This window comes from Herbaspirillum sp. Her4 (genome assembly GCF_057961335.1).
In genome coordinates this window covers 5,505,505-5,528,002 of sequence record NZ_CM176330.1, presented here as the reverse complement: position 1 = coordinate 5,528,002, position 22,498 = coordinate 5,505,505, and the positions used below count along the sequence as shown (strand labels likewise).

The 22,498-nt window shown below is 64.6% G+C and carries 18 protein-coding genes; 13 read left to right on the top strand and 5 right to left on the bottom strand.

What is annotated here, in order from left to right; all coding sequences use genetic code 11:
- Positions 1-6 precede the first annotated feature (6 nt).
- Both ACWFUC_RS24985 and ACWFUC_RS24980 read right to left on the bottom strand, forming a co-directional pair.
- On the bottom strand, positions 7-819 hold the full coding sequence (locus tag ACWFUC_RS24985) for an IclR family transcriptional regulator domain-containing protein (RefSeq protein WP_051156421.1): 813 nt from the start codon (positions 817-819) through the stop codon (positions 7-9).
- Positions 820-844: 25 nt separating this feature from the next.
- Entirely contained in the window at positions 845-1,627 is a 783-nt protein-coding gene (locus tag ACWFUC_RS24980; protein ID WP_039787035.1) for an IclR family transcriptional regulator domain-containing protein, read from the bottom strand.
- A 129-nt stretch (positions 1,628-1,756) separates the two neighbouring features.
- On the opposite strand from ACWFUC_RS24980, the gene ACWFUC_RS24975 reads away from it, so the two are divergent.
- The 5 genes from ACWFUC_RS24975 to ACWFUC_RS24955 all read left to right on the top strand — a co-directional run bounded on the left by ACWFUC_RS24975 (position 1,757) and on the right by ACWFUC_RS24955 (position 7,377).
- Entirely contained in the window at positions 1,757-2,638 is an 882-nt protein-coding gene (locus tag ACWFUC_RS24975) for a 4-hydroxyphenylpyruvate dioxygenase (protein ID WP_088755638.1), read from the top strand.
- Positions 2,639-2,642: 4 nt separating this feature from the next.
- Positions 2,643-3,488: a shikimate dehydrogenase family protein gene (locus ACWFUC_RS24970; protein ID WP_489623711.1), complete on the top strand. Its 846-nt coding sequence runs from the start codon at positions 2,643-2,645 to the stop codon at positions 3,486-3,488.
- Positions 3,485-4,357: a sugar phosphate isomerase/epimerase family protein gene (locus ACWFUC_RS24965; RefSeq protein WP_034330567.1), complete on the top strand. Its 873-nt coding sequence runs from the start codon at positions 3,485-3,487 to the stop codon at positions 4,355-4,357. The genes ACWFUC_RS24970 and ACWFUC_RS24965 overlap by 4 nt, the downstream gene beginning before the upstream one ends.
- Positions 4,358-4,730: 373 nt before the next feature.
- On the top strand, positions 4,731-5,891 hold the full coding sequence (locus ACWFUC_RS24960) for a porin (protein WP_489623710.1): 1,161 nt from the start codon (positions 4,731-4,733) through the stop codon (positions 5,889-5,891).
- A gap of 88 nt (positions 5,892-5,979) precedes the next feature.
- The gene (locus ACWFUC_RS24955; RefSeq protein WP_310837856.1) at positions 5,980-7,377 is read left to right on the top strand and encodes an MFS transporter; all 1,398 of its coding nucleotides are present in this window, start codon (positions 5,980-5,982) and stop codon (positions 7,375-7,377) included.
- Between the two features lie 81 nt (positions 7,378-7,458).
- On the opposite strand, the gene ACWFUC_RS24950 is transcribed toward ACWFUC_RS24955, so the two are convergent.
- Genes ACWFUC_RS24950 through ACWFUC_RS24940 form a run of 3 tightly spaced genes read right to left on the bottom strand, consistent with a single transcriptional unit; the run spans position 7,459 to position 11,123 of the window.
- Positions 7,459-8,952 (bottom strand): c-type cytochrome, encoded by a 1,494-nt coding sequence (locus ACWFUC_RS24950; RefSeq protein ID WP_489623709.1) that lies wholly within the window; start codon positions 8,950-8,952, stop codon positions 7,459-7,461.
- Between the two features lie 8 nt (positions 8,953-8,960).
- The gene (locus tag ACWFUC_RS24945) at positions 8,961-10,592 is read right to left on the bottom strand and encodes a GMC family oxidoreductase (RefSeq protein WP_489623708.1); all 1,632 of its coding nucleotides are present in this window, start codon (positions 10,590-10,592) and stop codon (positions 8,961-8,963) included.
- A 27-nt stretch (positions 10,593-10,619) separates the two neighbouring features.
- Positions 10,620-11,123 (bottom strand): sorbitol dehydrogenase family protein, encoded by a 504-nt coding sequence (locus ACWFUC_RS24940; protein WP_232729669.1) that lies wholly within the window; start codon positions 11,121-11,123, stop codon positions 10,620-10,622.
- A gap of 456 nt (positions 11,124-11,579) precedes the next feature.
- Between ACWFUC_RS24940 and ACWFUC_RS24935 the strand changes: the two genes are divergently transcribed.
- The 8 genes from ACWFUC_RS24935 (at position 11,580) to ACWFUC_RS24900 (ending at position 22,498) form a co-directional block, all read left to right on the top strand.
- Entirely contained in the window at positions 11,580-13,130 is a 1,551-nt protein-coding gene (locus ACWFUC_RS24935; protein ID WP_121043994.1) for a methyl-accepting chemotaxis protein, read from the top strand.
- Between the two features lie 254 nt (positions 13,131-13,384).
- Entirely contained in the window at positions 13,385-14,860 is a 1,476-nt protein-coding gene (locus ACWFUC_RS24930; RefSeq protein WP_489623707.1) for a DUF7125 family protein, read from the top strand.
- A gap of 2 nt (positions 14,861-14,862) precedes the next feature.
- On the top strand, positions 14,863-15,258 hold the full coding sequence (locus tag ACWFUC_RS24925) for a response regulator (protein ID WP_134136627.1): 396 nt from the start codon (positions 14,863-14,865) through the stop codon (positions 15,256-15,258).
- A gap of 251 nt (positions 15,259-15,509) precedes the next feature.
- Positions 15,510-15,920: a response regulator gene (locus ACWFUC_RS24920; protein ID WP_051156474.1), complete on the top strand. Its 411-nt coding sequence runs from the start codon at positions 15,510-15,512 to the stop codon at positions 15,918-15,920.
- 166 nt (positions 15,921-16,086) lie between these two features.
- Complete coding sequence (locus ACWFUC_RS24915) at positions 16,087-16,797, top strand: response regulator transcription factor (protein WP_034331370.1); 711 nt, start codon at positions 16,087-16,089, stop codon at positions 16,795-16,797.
- A 463-nt stretch (positions 16,798-17,260) separates the two neighbouring features.
- On the top strand, positions 17,261-18,580 hold the full coding sequence (locus tag ACWFUC_RS24910) for an MFS transporter (protein WP_121043664.1): 1,320 nt from the start codon (positions 17,261-17,263) through the stop codon (positions 18,578-18,580).
- A 118-nt stretch (positions 18,581-18,698) separates the two neighbouring features.
- The gene (locus ACWFUC_RS24905) at positions 18,699-19,973 is read left to right on the top strand and encodes a DUF3142 domain-containing protein (RefSeq protein ID WP_489623706.1); all 1,275 of its coding nucleotides are present in this window, start codon (positions 18,699-18,701) and stop codon (positions 19,971-19,973) included.
- Between the two features lie 8 nt (positions 19,974-19,981).
- Positions 19,982-22,498: a hypothetical protein gene (locus ACWFUC_RS24900; RefSeq protein ID WP_489623705.1), complete on the top strand. Its 2,517-nt coding sequence runs from the start codon at positions 19,982-19,984 to the stop codon at positions 22,496-22,498.

The following is a 22,498-nucleotide window of genomic DNA, read 5'->3' as shown; positions in this document are numbered from 1 at the left end:
GGTCCCTCACACCTGATGGATCAGCGCATTGGCTGCCTGCTGCAAAGCGGGCAGCACGCGCGCCAGTGTTTGTTCCTGCGATTCCACTGCCAGCGGAAAACTGAGACTGAGTGCGCCCACGACCTTGGCATGCCGATTCTTGAGCGGCACCGCAATGCCGCGCACACCGGTCTGCAATTGCTGCTCCACCAGCGCATAACCCTGCTGGCGCGCCTGTGCGATCAGCTCGTAGAGACGATCCGGATCGGTGATGGTGTGCGGCGTGAAGGGCGTCATGGCACAGGTGGCCAGCCACTCGCGCACCTGCTGCTCGGGCAGCGCGCCCAGCATCACGATGCCCGGGGAGGCCAGTTGCGCCGGCACCCGTGCGCCCAGCACGAAGCCGGTGGTCATTACGCGTGAAGTACCATTGCGCGCGATGAAGACCAGGTCCCAGCCATCGAGCACACTGGCATAGACGGCCTCGCCGGTCTGACCGGTGATCTGCTGCAGGTGCGGCTGCAGGATGCGCGGCAGCGGTGCCGAATCGAAATACGACCAGCCCACTTTCAGCACCCTGGGCGTCAGGGCGAAGGTCTTGCCTTCGCTGTGCAGGTAGCCCAGGTGTTCCAGCGTGAGCAGGTAGCGCCGCGCGGCCGTGCGCGAAAGCCCGGTGCGGGCCGCGACTTGCGCCGAGGTCATGCGCTGGTTGTCGTAGTCGAAGGCTTCCAGGATCAGCAAGCCCTTCTCCAGTCCGGCGATCCAGTCGCGCCGGGCCAGGCCGCCTTCGCCGGCCTCGCTGCCATCTTCCGGCGCGTCGATTTTCTCCACATCGCTCATCGCGGATTCCTCTTGTGCATGGTCCTCATACCCACATCATCAGCGTGTTGGCCGTGGTCTGCAGGGCCGGCACGCCGCGCGCGATGGCGTCCTCGCGCGAGCAGGCGGCGATGTTGGAGGTCACGCTCAGGGCACCGATGACGCGGCCATTGCGGTTCTTGACCGGAATGGCGATGCCGCGCATGCCCATCTCGAACTGGTTCTCGGTAATGCCGTAACCCTGCTTGCGCATGGTGACGATCTCGGCAAAGAGCGCGGCCTTGTCGGTCATGGCCATGTGGGTGTGCGGGATCAGGGTCACGCGGTCGAGATAGGCGGTGATCTCCGCATCCTCGCGCATGCCCAGCAGCACCCGGCCGGCCGTGGTGGTGTAGGCCGGCAGGCGCGTGCCGGGTTCGAAACCGGCATTGACCAGCTGCGCGGCCGTGACGCGGGTGACATAGACGATCTCGTCGCCATCGAGCAGCGAGAAGTTGGTGGACTCCTGCAGCTGCTGCGTCAGTCGCTGCAGGAAGGGCACCACCGCGCGCGGCACCCGCGCCGATTCCAGATAGGACTGGCCCAGGTTCAACAGGCGCGGCATGAGCCAGAATTTCTTGCCGTCCGAGGCCGCCATGCCGGTATGCACCAGCGTCAGCAGATAGCGGCGCGCAGCGCTGCGGGTCAGGCCCACGCGCTCGGCCACTTCGCTGGCGGTCAGCTGCGGCGACTCGCTGGTGAAGGCCGTGATGACGTCAAAACCCTTCATCAATCCTTCGATCAGGTCTCGCTTCTGGATGTCCAGTTCTACCGAGTTTTGGTCGATCATCGTAAAAAAAGTCCAGAAATGAGTGATTGGCGAACAAGTTGCGCGATTATCGCACGCTTTGCTTCATATCGGCCTTTTTGCAGGGGGTGGGCTTGGCTATACTCGGCTCCGAGACAAATCATCGGGATCATGATGAACACCATAGAAAACAATCCTGTCCCCACCAATCCGCTGGGCATCGATGGCATCGAGTTCATCGAATACGCCACCACCGAGCCGCTGGCGCTGGGTGCCGTGCTGGAGCGCATGGGCTTCGAACAGGTCGGCCGCCATCGCTCGCGCGAAGTGGTGCTCTACACGCAAGGCGAGATGAACGTGATCGTCAACGCCGACGTGTCGGCCTGGTCCGGTTTCGACCATGAGGTGCAGGCCACCAACCTGAGCGCCATCGCGCTGCGCGTGCGCGACGCCAACGAGGCCTATCGCCGCGTGACCGAACTGGGGGCCTGGCCCATTCCCACCCGCGCCGGGGCGATGGAACTGAACATCCCGGGCGTGCATGGCTGTGGCGACTCCATCATCTACTTCGTCGACCGCTATCGCGACTTCTCCATCTACGACGTCGACTTCAAGCCCTCCAGCCAGGAGCGGCGCAAGACCACGGCGCTGTCGGGCATGCATTTCTTCGGCCTGGTGCAGGCCGTGGGGCCGGAGCGCACGCGTGAATGGATCGACTTCTATTCGTCATTGATGGGATTTTCGGTGCTGCCCGAGGGGCAGTTCTTCGGCATCCTGCCCAAGGGCAACCTGCTGGCCAGCCCCTGCCGGCAGTTCTACATCCAGCTGGTGGAACCCCCCGAAGGCACCGAAGACATCCAGTGGGAAGAAGAGTGGCTGCGCCTCGGCCTGGGCACGCCCGACGTGCTGCAGGCGGTGCGGCAATTGCAGGAGCGCGGCGTGATCTTCGTCGACCGCGCGCCTACCCAGATCAGCGAGCGCGGTGCGCTCACCCAGCTTTACAAGGGCGGCGTCAGTTTTGAACTGGTCCGCAGCCAGAAAGACAAGAACTGAGACCATGAAGGAAATCACAGGCACCACCCGCATCTTCCCCGTCATCGGCTGGCCGGTGGAACAGGTGAAGGCACCGACTCTGTTCAACGCGTATTTCAAGCGCCACGGGCTGGATGCGCGCGTGATCCCGTTCAAGATCGAACCGGAACGCTACTGCGAAGCCGTGCGCATGTTCATGAAGACGGAAAACGTGGGCGGCATCTTCGTCTCCATTCCGCACAAGCCCATGACCCTGGAGGCGGTCGAACAGGCCACCCTGCGCGCCCGTGTCGCCGGTGCCTGCAATGCGGTCTATCGCGATGCCGAGGGCGTGGTCTGGGGCGACCTGATCGATGGCGAAGGTTTCATCCGCGCACTGGCGCGTACCGCTGCCGACCGTCCGCTGGTGTGGAACAAGACGCGCGCCCTGGTGGTCGGCACCGGCGGCGTCGGTTGCGCCATCGTCGCCTCGCTGGCCGCGCAGGGCATCGCCGAGATCAGCGTCTTCGATACCAATCGCGCCGGGGCCGAAGCCTTGCTGGCGCGCGTGGAAGCCGCCTATCCGGCGACCCGCGTGCGTTTCGCGCAGCCGGATGCCAGCGGTGTCGACCTGCTGGTGAACTGCACGCCGCTGGGCATGCACGTGGGCGACCCGATGCCCTTCGCGCTGGAAGGCGTGAGTACGGAGGCCATCGTCGCCGACTGCGGCATGAAGATCGAGATGAGCCAGTTGCTGGTGGAGGCGCAGGCCAAGGGCTGCCGCATCCAGAAGGGCAAGGAGATGCTCATCGAGCAGGCGCCGCTGTATCTCGAACTGTTCGGCTGGCCGGGCGTGGCCGCGGACGACTTCCGTCATCTGGAGGCATTGTGAACCTCGACAATTTCGGCATGGATACCATCACCCTGCCGGGTGGACTGGAATCCAAACTGGCCGCCTCCAAGGCGGCTGGTTTCTCGCAGCTCATGCTGTGGTCCAAGGACCTGGTCGGCTATCCCGGCGGGCTGGAGGCGGCCGTCAAGCTGGTGCGCGAAAGCGGCGTGCGCGTCACCGGCATCCAGGTCATGCGCGATTACGAAGGCCTGCAGGGCAGCCTGCACGACTACAAGGTGGACGTGGCCCGCAACCTGCTGCAGATCTGCAAGGCGGTCGGTGCGCCGCTGCTGATGGTGTGCTCCTCGACCTCGCAACACGCCAGCGGCGACACCCGCCACATCGCGCGCGACCTGGCCAAGCTGGCCAACCTGGCGGTGCCGCTGGGCATCCGCGTGGGCTTCGAAGCCTTGTCCTGGGGACGTCACATCAATCAATACATGCAGGCCTGGGAAGTGGTGGAGATGGCCGATCACGCCAATCTCGGCGTGGTCATCGATTCCTTCCACATCCTTGCCAATCGCGGCGCGCTGGAAGACCTGGATGCCATTCCCGGCCGCCGCATCGTCATGGTCCAGTTGTCCGATTTCATGTGGCGCGAGATCCGTACGCCCGAAGAACGGCTGGAGACGGCGCGCCATCTGCGCGTCTTCCCCGGTGAGGGCGAGCATTCGCTGGAGCTCTCCGACATGGTGCGCCGCCTGCATCGCGGCGGTTATCGCGGCGACTACAGCTTTGAAGTGTTCAATGACGATTACCTGCAGATGTCGCCGGCCGTGGTGGCCGAGCGGGCGCGGCGATCGGCCAAGTGGGTGACCGACCAGGTGCTGCGGCGCGGCCTGCGGGTGCGTGAAGCGGTGGCGGCGTAGACGCATAAAGCGATCCTTAACCTGCAGTCAACAATCAGAAATCAGCATCAGCATCAGCATCAGCATCAGCATCAGCAGCACCACCGGCTCGCCACAACAAAACCATAGCGAGCGGGTTTGACGATGCGACACCGTCCCTTCAGGGGGCGGGCCGCATGATCACAACAGAGGAGACCCCATGACACCGCAGCGCCCTTCATCCTGATCCACCGGCCCCTTCCCTGAACACGCCAGGGTGCAGCGGGCCCACCGTTTCCTCCCGTTCGGAACATGCCGCGCAGCGCGCCGGCAGGGGACGCATTGCGTGTGCCGGGAGTTACGCTCCACCACCATCATCACAACCATAACCACAAACACAACAGAGATCCGAGACATGACACCACGATCCACCCGCCCAACAAGCGCACTGCGCAGGCCCGTCGCCATGGGCCTGCTGCTGGCCGCCTCCACCACGGCCCTGGCGCAGAGCACCGGCAACGTCACCCTGTATGGCACGGTCGACCAGTACCTGGGCTACATGCACAGCAGCAGCGGCAAGAGCCTGTGGGCGCTCAACGATGGCGCGATCCTGCGCAGCCGCATCGGCCTCAAAGGCTATGAGGATCTGGGCGGTGGCTATGCCGCCACCTTCACGCTGGAAAACGGATTCGCCGGCGACACCGGCGGCCTGGCCGACAGCACGCGCCTGTTCGACCGCCAGTCCTGGGTCGGCATCAAGACCCCGGCCGCCGGTGAATTCCGCGTGGGCCGCCAGAACAGCGTGCCCTTCTTCATCGGCGGTGCCATCGACTATACCGAGCGCACCACCTACGGCTCCATCATCAATACCTTCGGCGTGCCTTCGCGCTTCGACAATGACCTGTCGTGGAAGTCGCCGCGCTGGGCCGGTTTCCAGTTCGATATCCACTACGCCATGCCGGAGACCGCGGGCGAGGGACTGGGCCGCCGTGGTGTCTATCAGTTCGGTCTGGATTACACTAACGGCCCGTATCGCGCAGGCTATGCCGGTCTGGTGGCAAAACCCAATGCCGGCGGCCTGTACAGCAATACGGTGCAATACCATAACGTGTATGCCGACTACGACTATGGCCCGGGCAAGATCTACCTGGCCTACGTACGGAGCAACAACACCACCGCCAACGCCAATGGCAACAATGCCGCGACCATCCTCAACAATGTCAGCAATCCCAACAATTTCTTTGCCGGTAACGATCCGAATATCCAGCGTTTCTACAACGTCTACCAGGTCTCGGCGGACTATCGCCTGACGCCGCAGCTGCGCATCGGCGCGCTGTATGGCGTGATGGTCGACACCTCCCACAAGGATGGTGGTGCACAGGGCGGCAACGTGGGCGCCTACTATGACCTCTCCAAGCGGACCACGCTCTATGGATTCGCCAACTACATGAAGAACCAGGCCAATGCCGGCTGGCGCTTCAGCGGCTCGGCCGGACCGGGCAGCAACCTGGCCGGGGCCGACATCAATGGCAAGAGCCTGATCGGACTGCAGATGGGCATCCTGCATCGCTTCTGAGTTCGCCCCTGAGCCAGCCATTTCTTAATATCGGCAGGCCGTCATCGCATCAGCATGACGGCCTGCCCGGCAACACCACGGAGACACCATGCAATCCTCTCATTCCAGCGATCACTCGCAGCAGAGCAAGAAGGCCGCCGCCAGCGGCTGGATCGGCTCGGCGCTCGAATACTACGACTTCTTCATCTATGCCACGGCCGCCTCGCTGATCTTCCCGCAGCTGTTCTTCCCCAAGGGCGATCCGACCACCGCCATCATCGCCTCGCTGGCCACCTATGGCGTGGGCTATGTGGCGCGTCCCATCGGTGCCTTCGTGCTGGGCCACCTGGGTGACACCCACGGCCGCAAGAAGGTGCTGCTGTGGTGCATGTTCCTGATGGGTTTTTCCACCATCGGGGTCGGGCTGTTGCCGACCTATGACCAGGTCGGCCTGTGGGCACCTGCACTGCTGGTCATCATGCGCCTGGCCCAGGGCTTTGCCGTGGCCGGTGAAATTTCCGGGGCCAGTTCCATGATCCTGGAGCACTCACCCTTCGGGCGGCGTGGCTACTACTCCAGCTTTACCCTGCAAGGGGTGCAGGCCGGACAGATCCTGGCGGCCGCGGTGTTCCTGCCGCTGGCGCATTACATGCCGGCCGAACAGTTCAATGTGTGGGGCTGGCGCATTCCCTTCCTGCTGAGTTTCCTGGTCATCATCGCCGGCTGGATCATCCGCCGCACCGTGGATGAGACCCCGCTGTTCAAGGCCGCCGACAAGAATGAACTCAAGCGTCGCTCGCCGGTGGTGGAAGCCTTCCGCGACAGTTCGCCCAACATGCTGCGCGTGGTCTGCATGGCGCTCATGAACGTGATCCCGGTGGTGGCCACCATCTTCGGCGCGGCCTATGCGGTGCAGCCGGCCTATGGCATCGGATTCGCCAAGGATGTCTACCTGTGGATTCCGGTGGTCGGCAATATCGTGGCGGTGCTGGTGATTCCCTATGTGGGCAAGCTGTCGGACCGCATCGGCCGCCGTCCGCCCATCATCGTCGGTTCGCTGCTGGCCGGCCTGTTCGCCTTCGCCTACCTGTATGCGATCAGCATCCGCAACGTCGAACTGGCTTTCGTGATGTCGATCCTGATGTGGGGCGTGGTCTACCAGGGTTACAACGCGGTCTTTCCCAGCTTCTATCCGGAACTGTTCCCGGCCCGTTCGCGTGTCTCGGCCATGGCCATCGCGCAGAACGTGGGGACCGCCATCACGGCCATGCTGCCGGCACTGTTCACCGCCGTGGCACCTCCGGGCTCCAGCAATATCTGGCTGACCGTGGGCAGCATCGCCTTCGGCATCACCATCGTGTCGGCACTGGCAGCGCTGTCCGCCCGCGAGACCTATCGCATTCCGCTGGAAAAACTGGGTGAGCGTGATGCCCAGCCGATGCCGCTCAACGAGTATGAGCGTCTGCGTGCGCAGGCTGATCTGGAAGGACGTTACGCCAAGTCCTGATCCGGTCTGACTGTAGAAAAGAAGTAAAAAAAGCGCTGTTCCTTGTTGAGAGGAACAGCGCTTTTTTGTATGGCGCGTAAATTATTTCCAGTCGTGCTCGGGATCGATGCGCTTGCGCCGCAACAGCATCAGTGCCCCCAGCAACAGCAGCAATACCACCACCACCGCGCCCACGCCCATGCCGATGCGCGCCACCAGCAGCAGCGGCGAACGCGGGCCGCCCTCGCGGATCACGGCCACGTCCTCGGGTTTTACCTTGAGGTCGGGGTTGCCGTAATACTTCAGCAGGTAATTCGACAGCGCTGCCACATCCTCGTTGGAAAGCTTGTTGAGCGCATTGGGCTGGTCGCCGAAGGGTGGCATGAAGACATGGCCACCGTCTTCGGTCTCGCGCTCCACCCCATAGAGGATGGTGGCGATCAGGTTGTTGGCATTGACGCCCGCCGTGGCCGAGTTGTGGAACAGCGAAGGATAGTAGCCATCGCGCGTACCTTGTCCGTTGTAGCCATGGCAGGAAGCGCAGCTGGCCGAGAACAGGCGCGCACCGCGGATCTCCTCGGAACTGTCGGCGGCCAGCGTGCGGCCACGGAACTGCGCCAGCGCATTGCCGGCCTTGCCCTGTTCGAAGCGCGTGCCCAACGTGGGCGGCGTCGACGAGTCCGGGCCGATGGCCGGGGTCTCCTTGAGGTAGACGGCGATGGCGCGCAGGTCCTCGTCGGTCAGTTTGGAGAAGCTGTGCGTGATCGCCTCGGCCATGCTGCCGGCGGCCTGGGCACGGCCTTCCACGCGGCCGGTCTTGAGATAGGCGACCAGCTCATCCTGGCTCCAGGTGCCGATGCCGGCCGTGGGATGCGGCGTGATGTTGGGCGCATACCAGGGGCCGACCTGGGCACCGGAGAGCGCGAGATTGGTTTTCTCCTGCATCAGGAAGCCGCGCGGTGTATGACAGCTGCTGCAATGCGCCGGGCCTTCGGCCAGGTAGCGTCCGCGCAGCCATTGCGGAGAACGCTGCGGGGCCGGGGCCAGCGGCTGGTCCTTCAGGAACAGCGCATTCCACACCTTCATCGACGCCCGGATATTCATCGGGAAGGGCAGGGCGGTCTCGCGCGTCGGGGTATCGACCGGTGCCACTCCCTTCATGAAATACGCATACAGGGCATGCACGTCTGCATCGTTCAATGCGGCATACGCGGTGTACGGCATGGCCGGATACAGGTTGGCGCCATCGGCGCGCACGCCGCGCCGCAGGGCGGCGGCGAATTGCGCTTCGCTGTAGTTGCCGATGCCGTGCGACTTGGAGGGCGTGATGTTGGTGGCGATGATCTCACCGACCGGCGAGGCGATGGCCAGGCCACCGGCCATGGGTTTGCCGCGCGGCGCGGTGTGGCAGGCGATGCAGTCGGAGGCCACCGCCAGGTAGCGGCCGCGCTCGATCAGTGCCGCTTCGGGCGAGACGGCCGGGGCCGGTGCTGCGGCGGGCACATCAGGTGGCGCGCTCGCCGGCTCGGGTGTCTGCGCCATTGCAGACGTGGCCAGCAGGGCAGCGGCGAGGGCGAGGAGGTTCAATGGTCGCATGCTCGTCCTCAGGCTTTCTGCAGTTGGCGCACGATGGCATCGGCCGCCTTCAGGCCCAGTGCCGCCATGCTCAGGGTGCTGTTGCCGCAGGCGGTGCTGGGCATGGCACCGCCGCCGGGCAGGAACAGGTTGTCGTGATCGTGCGCGCGGCAGTCGGGATCGACCACCGAATTGGCCGCATCCAGTCCCATGATGGTGCCGCCCATGATGTGCTTGCTCTGCGCAAAGGCGGGGCTGACCTTGATGTCGGTGGCACCCATGGCTTGCGCGATCTTGCGGCCGATGGGCAGCGAATACTGTTCGGCCGACTTGCGGGTGTAGTCGCCCACGTCGTAATGGATGGACGGACGCGGCAGGCCCAGCCAGTCCTTCTTGGCCGAGAGCGTGAGGCGGTTGTCGGCATCGGGCAGCACTTCATGCGCCAGCACGACATCGGCGGTGCAGGCGGTCATGCGGCGGATTTCTTCGTCCAGCGCCTGGCCGACCAGTCCCTTCTTCAAGGCGGCGAACGTGACGAAACGATTGCGCGCGAAATTGTTGTAGCGGAAATAGGCCCCCGCATGTTCCGAACGGAAGCTGCCCTGCGAGGTTTCCATGATGCCGCTGTTGACCACCGGACCGACACCGGACCAGTAGGGTTCGGACAGCGTGAGCGTCATGGTCAGTTGCGGATGGTCCATCATGTTGCGCCCGACCTGGTCGGAGCTGTTGGCCAGTCCGTGCGGGCTGCGGCTGTTGGCCGACATCAGCAGCAGCTTGGGCGTTTCGATGCCGTTGCAGGCCAGCACGAAGATCTTGCCGGTGACGCGATGGCTGACCTTGTTGGCATCGAAGTAGTTGACTGCGTTCACGCGGTTGGCCTCATCGGTCTCGACCCGGTACACCACGGCATCGGTGAGGATGGTGGCACCCTTGGATTCGAGGCGCGCCAGTGCGGTGGCGGCGTCGTACTTGGCACCGACCGGACAGACCGGCACGCAGTTGTTGTTGGCGCAGCAGGCCGGGCGCTCATCGTAGGGCATGCCGCTGTTGCGCGCCTGGGCCGTCGGGATGTTGTGGTAACCCAGTTCCCGGACCACGTCGGTGAAGCGCTGCTCGCCCGGGCTGAAGGGCAGGGCCGGCATGGGGTAGGGCGCCGAGCGCTGCGGCGGCCATTGCAGGGCCGGGTCGGACGGACCGCAGATGCCCAGCTTGTGTTCGACGCGGGTGTAATACGGTTCCAGCACGTCGTAGCCGAAGGCCCAGTCGCGGCCCACGCCGTAGAGCGTGTGCAGCTGCATGTCTTCCGGCGTCAGGCGCCAGCAGGTACCGGCCCAGTGCCAGGTGGAGCCGCCGGCATAGCGGATGAAGGTCTGGGCGTATTTGTCGGGACCGGAGAGTTCCAGGTAGTGATCGTCCGGATTCTCGCTGGAGGGCATGGGATGCGGTGCCCACGGACGCGGCGGATAGCAGGAGGACGGATCGCCCTTGAGCGCCAGCGGCAGGTTGCGGAAGTTTTCCACCACTTCGGCGCGCGCCACGCGCGGACCGGCTTCCAGCATCAGTACGGGGATGCCGGCATCCAGCAGTTGTTCGGCGATGAGCACGCCCACCACGCCGGTGCCGACGATGACCACCTCGGCCTTGTTGTTGCTGTTCATACGTTGATTTTCCACAGGTTGCAGGGATCAGAAGCGCGGCATGTCGGCCAGCGGCACCGTGACCTGACGCCAGCGGTTGGGACCGCTGATGCCGTAGGAGGGGATGGCGACCACGTCCAGCGTGGTCTGGTAGGTCAGCGCTTCTTCATAAGTGAAGACCGTGGCATTGCGCTTGGGCGAAGAGCAGCCGGTATACCAGGCGAAGATGATCCAGTAGGCCAGCGTCTGCTGCGGGCCGGCGGGGATATCGGCGAAGAAGTCTTCCACCTTGCGGGCCTGCTTCTGTTCGGCGATGGCCAGCAACTGGCGCATCAGGGTGTCGAGGTCGGCGTGTTCGCGCGCGGCCACTTCCAGCATGCGCGCACCCACCGCCGGATTGAGGCGGTGATTGACCAGCAGCGCGGACAGGCGCATGAAGGGGGCCAGTTGCGGGCTGTCAGGCTGCGGGATGGCCCAGGAGGGCAGGCTGGACAAGGCGACGTAGCTGCCCAGCAGGCTCACGCCGGTCAGCAGCAAGCTGCGCCGGGACATGGTGACTTGACGGGGAAATCGGTTCATTGGCGGCGTTGGCATGTGCCTGGTGCGAGGAGGGCCCGAAGGCGGCGGCCTCGATGGCCAGGACGATGCGGTTTGTGGTGGAGGATGCGTGCAGCTGTCTTTCAGCTGTATTGCTGGTGGTTTGCTACTGTATCGGTGCTGTATTGGTGCTTCGTTGCGACTGTATTGCTCACTGATGCCTGACTATTTGCTGACTGTTTGCTGACGTGATGCTGCAGCATGAACGCTGCGCATGTTAACAGGGTTTGCCCCGGCGTGCAGGAAGGTGTTGCAGCAAGGCATCTGCGCCATAAAAGCGCTTCTCTTCCGGCGATCGGTGCAGGGGAGATTTCATGATAATTCTCGCGGGGAACGGTACGCCACTCAGAAGAACAACAGGCGCGCCGTTGCGACATGGGTGACATTCAATTCGATCAGGGGCGGGTGATGATGGGGTGGTTCAAGAATCTGAAGATTGCCAGGAAACTGCAGCTGGCATTCCTGGCGGTGCTGGTGCTGATGGCCATACTGGGGATCTTTTCGATCAAGCAGCTGGCCAAGGTCAAGAATGCGTCTTCTGAAATCTCGCGCGACTGGATGCCGGCACAGAAGAAGCTGGGCGACATCAAGCTGTATTTCGTGCGCCTGCGCGGCACCGAATCGCAACTGGCGATCTACGACGGCGATGTCGAGGCGATGAATGGCCTGGTCTCGCGCAGCCAGGCCATCCTGACCGGTCTGGACAAGACCATGAAGGATTACGCCGCCACCCTCGATACCCCGCAGGAGCGCGAGATCTATCCCAAGGTCGCGGCGCAGATAGCGGAATTCCTGGCCGAGCACAAGAAGATCGTGGCCGCCTTCCTGGCCAAGGACAATGCGCAGGGGCGAGATCTCTTTCTCGGCTACTCCAACAAGCTCTATCCGCAGATCCTCGCTGATCTGGAAAAGCTCATCAAGATCAACCAGGAGGGCGGCGATGCCGCCACCGCCGGTGCCGATGACACCTTCAGCCAGTCGCGCGTGGGCGTGCTGGGACTGCTGATCGCGGCCCTGGCCATCGGCATGGGCCTGGCGATCACCATGGGGCGCATCATCGCCGCCCCCTTGCAGGATGCCGTGGGCATCGCCCGCCGCGTGGCCGGGGGTGACCTGGGGGCCGAGATCAGCGTGCACAGCAAGGATGAAACCGGCCAGCTGCTGCAAGCCTTGCAGACCATGAACGAGGGCTTGCGCCAGGTGGTGGGCCAGGTGCGCAATGGCACCGACAGCATCGCCACCGCCTCCACCGAGATCGCCACCGGCAACCTGGACCTGTCGCGCCGTACCGAGCAGCAGGCCACTGCCCTCGAAGAAACCGCTTCGGCCCTCGAAGAACTGACCTCCACCGTCAAGCAGAATACCGACAACGCCCGCCAGGCCAACCAGCTGGCCATGGCCGCCTCGGGCGTGGCCGCGCGTGGCGGCGGCGTGGTGGGCGAGGTGGTGCAGACAATGGAAGCCATCAACGATGCCTCCAACCGCATCGTCGAAATCATCAGCGTGATCGATGGCATTGCCTTCCAGACCAACATCCTGGCCCTGAACGCCGCCGTGGAAGCGGCCCGTGCCGGCGAGCAGGGGCGCGGCTTTGCGGTGGTGGCCTCCGAAGTCCGTTCGCTGGCCCAGCGTTCCGCTTCCGCTGCCAAGGAGATCAAGCAGCTCATTGACGATTCGGTCAGCAAGGTCGGGGCTGGTACCACGCTGGTGCGCCAGGCCGGGTCGACCATGTCGGAAGTGGTGGAGAGCGTCAAGCGCGTGACCGATGTGGTCTCCGAGATCTCGGCGGCCAGTACCGAACAGAGCGTGGGGATCGACGAGATCAACCGCGCCGTCTCGCAGATGGACGAAGTCACGCAACAGAACGCGGCCCTGGTGGAGCAGGCCGCCGCCGCCGCGCAATCCATGCAGGAACAGGCGGCCGGCCTGGCCAATACGGTCAGCGTCTTCAAGCTGCGCTGATTGCCCGCAGTCCGTGGCCGGGCCTGGGTGGCCGGCCACGCGTACTGATGAGCTTGCGGCCAGCCCCCCTACCTCCCGCCGCCTTCCCGGCCCCTGCGGCCTTCTTCCCGCGCCTGCGCGCGGCGCAGGTATTTACCTCCCCAAGGTGCAACTTTTGCGGTGTATGACAACCTTAGTCATACCGTGGGGAATCGTATAATGACGAAAAACTCATTAAATCTTTGCACAATAATAAGCACCGAGCCTTCATCCACATGAGCCATCTCCCGCAGTCTCCCTTACCTGCTGCCGCTGCGACGCTGCGGCCCAGCCGCATTTCGTTGATCAGCACGGGCATTGCCGGTTTCGACGAAATCCTGGGCGGCGGCCTGCCGGCGGGCAGCCTCTATCTGATCCAGGGACTGGCCGGGAGCGGCAAGACCACGCTGGCCTCGCAGGTCGGTTTTGCGCAGGCACGCAGCGGCAACAAGGTGATGCTGCTGACGCTGATCGCCGAATCGCACGCCAAGATGCTCAATCATGTGAGCAATTTTGACTTTTTCGATGAGAGCCTGGTCGGCGACCAGATGCAGATGTTGAGCGGCTACGGTGCGCTGGCCAGCGAAGGCCTGCGCGGCCTGCTGCGCCTGATCAGTGCCGAACTGAATCGCCATCGCCCGGCCATGCTGATCATCGACGGTTTCCGCTCGGTGCGGGATTCCGGTCCGTCGGACCTGAACCTGTCCGAATTCATGCATTCCCTGAATGCGCTGGTGTTCACCATGAATTGCACCACCCTCCTGCTGTCGCCGGTGGAAGGCAACATGCCCGAGTCCGAAAACACCCTGGTCGATGGCGTCATCGAACTGAGCCAGCACGAGTCCGGCATGCAGCTGGAGCGCGAGATCAAGGTCTTCAAGCTGCGCGGGGCCAATCACCTGCTGGGCAAGCACGTCTTCGAGATCAACCAGAGCGGGGTCGAGATCTTCCCCCGCTTCGAAGCCACCGCCACTCGCGCCGGCAAGGTGCCGGGTACCTCGGATCGTTATGTCAGCGTCGGTATCCCGTCCTGGGACAAGTGCATCGGCGGCGGCGTGGTCAGCGGTTCGCTGACCTGTCTGCTGGGCAGCCCCGGCGTGGGCAAGACGCTCATGGGGCTGCACTTCATCGAACAAGGCTTGAAGGACTGCCAGCAATGCCTGATCCTGGGCTTCTACGAATCCCCCGAACGCCTGCTGGCCAAGGCCCGCAAGGCCGGCATGCAGCTTGATGAACATATCGACAGCGGCGCGCTGCAGGTGATGTGGCAGCTGCCGCTGGAAATGCTGTGCGACGACCTCGCCAAGCGCATGCTGGACAACATCGCGCGCCGTGGCGTGACGCGCCTGTTGATCGATGGCGTGGATGGCCTGCGCAGCATCGTGGTGCAGCAGCAGCGCATGCGTCCCTTCCTGGTGGCGCTGACCAATGAACTGCGCGCGCGCGGTGTGACGACTTTCATCACCGAGCAACTGCCGTACTTCCGCGAATCGCAGCCCCAGGTCGACCCCAATTCCTCGCAGCTGTACGAAAACATGATGCTGCTGGAATACGTGGTGAAGGACAGCGTCAACCGCCGCCAGATTTCCGTGATGAAACTGCGCGAGAACGGCTACGACGGTGCCAGCCGCCTGATGAACATTTCGGATGCCGGCATCGAGATCGATGGCCTGGTGACCCCACTTGCCGCGCCGGTTGCGGATGGACGTTGACCATGTCCGGAGCGTCACCCCCACAGCAGGCGGCACTGCCCCTGCTCCTGATCGTCGACGATGAGATCGATATCACCGATACCTATGCCATGCTGCTGGAGCTGCACGGCTATCGGGTGGTGACGGCCGTGCACGGGGCCGACGCGCTGGCCAAGGCGCAGCAGGCCTGGCCGGACCTGGTCATCTCGGACTGCATGATGCCGGTGATGAACGGGCTGGAGCTGTGTGCGGCCCTGCGCGCGTTGCCGGGAGGCGCCACGCTGCCCATCATCCTGTGCAGCGGTGCCCCGGAACGTCACGATCTGTCGCAATCCAGTCACAACCTGTTCCTGCGCAAGCCGGTCTTCTTCGAGCAGATGCTGGCCGAAATCCAGCGCCTGCTGACCGCACGCCCCTGATCCTTCCCCCCGCCTGAGTCCGCCTGCAGCCAAGCTCTGCCTTGGCCGGGCGCGGCCTTGCGTCTTGCTTCCCTTCGCTTTTTTCCAGGTGCACATCCGTGCGTGCGCACCCCGCTTGTGCCTTGCGTTTGCGCAATGTTGTCCAAGTTTCAGGAATTTCCTGATATCGCGTTTTGTCGCCAACCATCACCATCAGTCACAACAAGTCACCGTGACATCTGGTGCGGGACAGAAGGCAGGAGGGAGACGCGGTGGCAACTATCAGCAAGGCACCGACCGTGATGGTCGTGGAAGATCATCCCGAGTCGCGCGAGATGCTGTGCGGCATCTTGCAGCAGGGCGGACTGCAGGTGGTGGCGGCGGCCGATGGCGTGGATGCCATCGCGCAGATGCAGGAGCAGGCCCCCAGCCTGGTGCTGACCGACCTGCGCATGCCGCGCATGGATGGCATGGAGCTGGCGCGCTACATCAAGTCGCATGAACGTTTTTCCCCGATTCCGGTGGTCCTGATCAGCGCCCACCTGCCGGCGGCCAGTGCGCGCATTCCCACGATCGCCGCTTTTCTGCTCAAACCCTGTTCGGTCGACCACCTGCTCGGGACGGTCACCGGCCTCTTGCGCCAACATGCGCAAAGCCAGGCCCAGTGGAGTTTTCAGGTGTAAGGCATCTGCGAGTTTTTATGATTTTATCCGCAGATATTTTCTGTATAACGTTGTGATTATGGAAAGCATTTCCACGCCTGCAGCTGGCTCCGGGGTCAGGTTCCGGAGGGGGAGCGGGGATGCTCCGGCAGTCATAAAAACAGGTTTCGTCCGGAACACAAGAGTGATGAAAGTACTTATCGTAGAAAGCGATCTCGACTGGCGTAACACGTTGAGCGCACATGTGGGGGAATTGGGTTACGAGATCTCGGTCTGCTCGGCACTGGGCCAGGCCAGGGACATCCTCAAGAGTCGTCAGCCCGACATCCTGTTATCCGACATCGGCTTGCCAGACGGCAGCCTGCTGCCCGAACTGGCATCGTTGCGGCAGAATTTCCCGTCCATGGGCATCATCATCCTGACCGCTGCTACCCGCAGCGAGGAACGGGTGCGCTGCATGAGCGACGGGGCCGATTATTACCTGGTCAAGCCGGTCAAGCTGGAAGAAGTCTCGGCCACGCTGACCGCCCTGGCGCGCCGCATGAAGACCGCGCCGCACCAGAGTTCGCCGCAGTCGGAGAAATGGGCCTTCAACCGCCGATCGGGACGCCTCTCCAGCAATGGCTCGGTGGCACTGCAATTCACCGACAAGGAAAGCACTGCCCTGGCGGCGTTGCTGCAAAGCCCCAACTATCCGGTCTCGCACGCGCAATTGTTCGACCTGCTGCGTTCCGGCGGCGAGGAATACGATGCGCATCGCATCGATGCCCTGATCTACCGCGTGCGCCAGAAATTGCGCTCGCTGGAGGAAGCGCCCATGCAAATCCGCAACATCTATGGCGAAGGCTTCCTGATGCTGCGCCGGTCCTCGGCAGTCGATATCGTGCTGGAATCCTGAGGCTGCGCTGCCGCTGCCGGCTCGCATGGGCGGGGGCGGGCAGGGCGCTCCCGGATTTTGGTCAGTTGCTTCACATTGTCATGAAGCTCGCTTTGCAGCAGTGGCTGCCTGGCGGGCTTCTTTGCTTTTCCAGGTCAGGAAACTTCATCTCGGCCCGGAACCGGCAGGGATGCTGCCAGCTCCTGCCCGGGCAGCAAGAAATGCTGCGTTGCGGAAGCTTTGCCGGTTTTTGGGGTATCATTAAGCAAGTTTCGACGCTAAATCGTATTTCTTCGCTTTACGTTTTCCGCTGAATCTGTCCTTCGCAGACATGTCCTGATCTTTCCTGGCATGCCCTCTGCGGCCACCCGAACGAACAAGTTGAAGCAGGCCATCCGGCCCGCTGCGGCATTGCCATGGGCGTCATTGTCCCGGGGCGATGTGGCGGCGGACCGGGTCGCCGCTTTGCCGTTAGTGAACCATCATGACCACTTCCGCTGAATCCGCTGAATTTACCGGGGCTCTGAACGAGTCCCAGCACCGACCGCTCACTTCCTCCGACTACCGCACCCTGGGGCTGTCCGCCCTGGGCGGCACGCTGGAGTTCTACGACTTCGTCATCTACGTGTTCTTCGCGGCGGTGGTCGGCAAGCTGTTCTTCCCGGCCGACATGCCGGAATGGCTGCGCATGCTGCAGACCTTCGGCATCTTCGCCGCCGGTTACCTGGCGCGTCCGGTGGGCGGCATCATCATTGCCCACTACGGCGACGTGATCGGCCGCAAGCGCATGTTCACGCTGTCCATCTTCCTGATGGCGGTGCCCACGCTGGTCATCGGCCTCTTGCCGACCTACGCCAGCATCGGCGTGGCTGCGCCCATCCTGCTGCTGTTGATGCGTACCCTGCAAGGCGCTGCCATCGGCGGTGAAATGCCCGGTGCCTGGGTCTTCGTGGCCGAACACGTGCCGGCCAACCGCTACAGCTTCGGCGTCGGTTCGCTGACCGCCGGCATCACCGGCGGCATCCTGCTGGGTTCGCTGATGGGCATCTTCATCAACAGCGTCTACGCACCGGCTGAAGTGGCCGGCTACGCCTGGCGCATTCCCTTCATCCTGGGTGGCGTGTTCGGACTGGTCTCGGTCTACCTGCGCCGCTATCTGGAAGAAACCCCGGTGTTCCGCGAGCTGGCCGCACGCCGCAAGGAATCCAATGAACTGCCGCTCAAGACCGTGCTGCGCGAACACCGCGCCGCCAGCGTCCTGACCGCCGGCATGACCTGGTGTCTGTCGGGCGCGGTGGTGGTGGTGATCCTGATGACGCCGTCCTACCTGCAGACCGTACACCACTTGCCGGCCAAGCTGGTGATGCAGGCCAATTGCGCCGGCACCCTGATGCTGACCATCGGCTGCCTGGCCATCGGCTGGCTGTGCGACCGCATCGGTACCCGCGCCAGCATGATCATCGGCTGGGGTGGCCTGGGCCTGTCGACCTGGTGGTTCTACGGCCAGCTGCCGGGTTCGCCCGAGTCGCTGATCTGGGGCTATGCACTGGTGGGCCTGTTCGTGGGCAGCATCTCGCTGACCCCCATCGTCTCCACCCGCGCCTTCCCGCCGCCGGTGCGCTTTACCGGCCTGTCCTTCGCCTACAACATGGCCTATGCGGTCTTCGGCGGACTGACGCCGGTGCTGATCTCGCTGTGGATCAAGGCCGACCCGCAGGGCCCGGCGCTGTACGTGATCGGCCTGTCCATCCTGGGCGTGCTGCTGGCCTTCGTGCCGATGAGCAGCAAGGGCTACAAGGCCTGATCGCGCCCCGCCTGCAAGGCTGACCAGGCCCGGTGACCGCAAGGTGCCGGGCCTTGGTTTTTTGGGCGTCGGCTCGCGTACAATGCCGCCCAACCGGAACTCCACCTCGCCGACGACCATGCCCCTCGCCTTCCTGCCCGCGCGCTTTGCCAGGCGCAGTTGCCTGTGTCTGACCTGGATGCTGCTGGCTGTATTGCTGGCGGCGTGTTCCCGCCATCCTGTCCCTGCCGAAAAGCTCTCCCAGGACGTCTACATCTGGCAGCGCCAGTGGACCCCCTCCCTGCGCACGGCGCTCTCTGCTTCCAATGCCCAGGTGGCGCGCTGGCACGTGCTGGCGGCCGAACTGGGGGCCTCCGGCCGCTGGATCGACATCACGCCCGACGCCGAGGCGCTGGCCAATACCGGCCGCCCGCTGCTGATGACGGTGCGCATCAACGGCCAGCTGGCGCGCTTCGATGCGGCCGCGATCCAGGATCATCTGCTCGCACTGCTGGCCGCCTGGCGCCAGCGCGGCCTGCAACCGGCTGCGCTGGAAATCGACTACGACTGCGCCACGGCGCGCCTGCCCGAATACACCGCCTTCCTGCGCAGCCTCAAGGCCCGGATTGCACCGACGGATCTGACCGTGACGGCCTTGCCGACCTGGCTGGCCAGCCCGCAGCTGGCGCCACTGCTGGCCGTGGCCGATGCTTCGACACTGCAGGTCCACGCCGTGCTCGATCCGCGCCTGGGCCTCTTCGATGGCGAGCGCGCCCGCGACTGGATGCGCCAGTACGCCGCGCAGACGCGCCGCCCCTGGCACGTGGCGCTGCCGGCCTATGGCTCGCGCGTGAGCTGGGACAGCCAGGGCCGCATCGCCGCAGTCGAAAGCGAACGTCCGCTCCTGACCGGCGGCCTGGGGCGTGAACTGATGGCCGAACCGCAGGTGATGGCGCGTTTCGTGGCCGAGGTGGAAGCGGCGCCTCCGCCGGGACTGGCCGGGCTGATCTGGTTCCGCCTGCCGACCGGCGATGACCGCCGCGCCTGGAGTCTCTCGACCTGGCTGGCCGTGCTGGAACGCAAGCCGCTCAAGGGCGGCCTGGCGGTGCAACTGGTCGCCGGGCAGGGCAACGACGCGCCCGCCGATATCCGCATCGACAATGCCGGCAATGCCGACGCGCCCTTGCCGCTGCGCGTGCGGGTGAACCTCGCGCCACGGGATGCAGCGTCTTCAGGGAACGTCTGCAGTGGTGACGGCATCAATGGCTACACCCTGGAAAGCGATGCCCGGGGACGCTACCTGCGCCTGGGCCAGGCCGGCCTGCTGCGCGCCGGCAGCAGCCGTACCATCGGCTGGCTGCGCTGTGCCGACGGCACGCCGGCCCCCGAACTCACACTGGAAACGGGATCCTGATGACAAATATGAAGTGTTCTGCCGCTGCCCCCCGCGCCACGGGCCAGCGCAGCCTGCCCCGCCTGGGCCGCATGACCAAAATCGCCTGCGCCGCCAGCAGCCTGCTGGTGCTGGGCGCGGCCACGGTGGTGGCCTGCGGGCCGGATTTCCCGCTGCAATTGCTGGATGACCGCGCCGGTACCCTCAGCAATACGCCCGCCAATTCCTTCGCCTGGGAAGCTGCGCACCTGGTGACGCCGGCCGACAAGCTGCAAGCCGATGAACGCAGCGGCTACGAACAGGCCGCCGGCCAGCCTGACGATCCGCGCTCGCTGCGCATGATCGAGAAGGGCCAGCTGGAGGGCTCCCAGTGGGCTGCCCTGCAGGCCATGCGCGCCGCTTCCGATGGCGAGTCCGCCTATGCGGCCGGTGCGGCCTTGCCGCCGGCCATTCGTCTCTACACGGCAGGGGCGCAGGACTTTCGCGCCAATGCCCTGGCAGCGGCGAGCCAACGTTTCGAAGCGGTACTGGCACTGCCGCCGCAGCAGGCCAGCGAACGCGCGGTATGGGCGGCCTTCATGCTGGGTCGTCTGCACGCCATTGAGGGGCGGCGTGCCGAGGCGATTGCCAGTTTCACCAAAGCGCGCACGCTGGCCGTGGGCGGCGCGCCCGATCCGCTGGGACTGGCCGTGGCCAGTTACGGCGAGCAGGCGCGGCTGATGCTGTCGGGGCAGAGCGGTCCCTGCAACTGGTCCGATTTCAATGAAGGGCGGGATTGCGGCGAGACCATCCCGCCGGCCGATTTCAAGCAGGCGATTCGCTTGTATGCAGAGCAGGCGGCACGCGGGTCAACCAACGCGCAGGATTCGCTGACGGCGCTGGCCTCATGGAGCCTGGGGCACGCCGACATCAGCGCGGCGCTGATCGATGATCCGGTCGCACAGCGCCTGCTGGTGGCCTATGCGCTGGCGCGCGTGGGCGACATGGCCGAAGGCAGCGGCAACGGCGACAGTTACTACGATCCGTCCGCGCCCAACAGCGGTTCTTCCGGCTACCCTGATGCGGCGCGCAGTGCCAAGGTCAAGCCCAACAGCGTCCTGGTGACCCTGGTCGATGCCCTCAAGCGGCGCGGCCTGGAAAAGATCGAAGGCGCCGACCGCGTGGCCGCGCTGGCCTATCGCACCGGCCGCTATGACCTCGCCGCCACGCTGGCGAACCGGCAGGAGACCGCCTTGTCCTGGTGGGTGCGTGCCAAGCTGGCGCTGCGCAAGGGGGACACCGCCGCCGCCGTGCAAGCCTACGCGCGCGCTGCGCAGGCATTCCCGCGCAATGACGCCAGCCTGGACCCATCCAATGCCAGCCTGCTCATGGGCGAACAGGGCGTGCTGACGCTCTCGCGCGGGCAGTATGTGGAAGCGCTGGCGCAGTTCCACCAGGCTGCCAGCGACAGCGCGCGCCAGTCACGCGGCGGTTATTACGGCGACTATGCCTACGCCAATGACATGGCTTATGTGGCCGAGCGCGTGCTGACCACCGATGAACTGAAAACCTACGTCGATGCCCATGCCCCAGCCTCGCCCATGCCGGCACCGGAAGCCGTGGCCAAGGCGGTGCAGAAGCAGGGTGGGGGACCGCAGTCGGTGCGCTGGGTGGCCGTGGGCCTGTCGGCCATCACCGTCGAAGACAACCTGCGCCAGCTGCTGGCGCGGCGCCTGGTGCGCGACGGGCGCGTGGAAGAAGCGCTGCCTTACTTCCCGGACGACCGCGACGAGCGCTTCATCCAGAGCACCTACGATGCCGATGGCCACGAAGTCCCGGCCGGCTGGCGGATGCGCGCCAAGGCGCGCGAGTACGGCCAGGCACTGGACCGCGGGCAGCACGCCTGGCGCGCCAGCAGCCGCGCCCAGGGCTGGTACGAGGCCGCCGTCATTGCGCGCCGCCAGGGCATGGAGATCATGGGCTATGAACAGGGACCGGACTATGCCGTCTACGGCGGCAGCTATCCGGGCGGTGCGGGACGCGGCATGGGTATGTATGGCAACGAGGACAAGCCGCTGCCGGACAACCCGCAAGCCAGAGCCCAGGCCGATCTCCCCGGTCCGCTGGTGACCGACGGCGAGCGCCAGCGCTATGCCGCCACTGAAGCCAAGCCCTACAAGCGTTTCCATTATCGGGATATCGCGGCGGACTACGTCATGCAATCCGCCGATGCCTTGCCCGCGCGCTCGCAAGCCTTCGCGGCGGTGCTGTGCCAAGGGGTGAATTTCGTCTATTACGATCAGCCGCGTGCAGAACAACTCTATCTGCGCTACGTGAAGGAAGGGGCGGCCGTGCCGTTCTCGGCCGACTTCGGCCAGAACTGCGTGGAGCCGGATTTTGCTGCCGCCGCCCGCTTCCCGTACGTACAGGCATGGCGCACCACGCGCCGCTGGGTGGTGCAGCATCGCGCGCTCAGCGCGGCGCTGTTGCTGGCGGCCGTGGCGGGCGCAGGCTTGGGCGTGGCGCAATGGCGCCGCCGCCGGCGTGCGGCAAAGACGGTCGCCTGA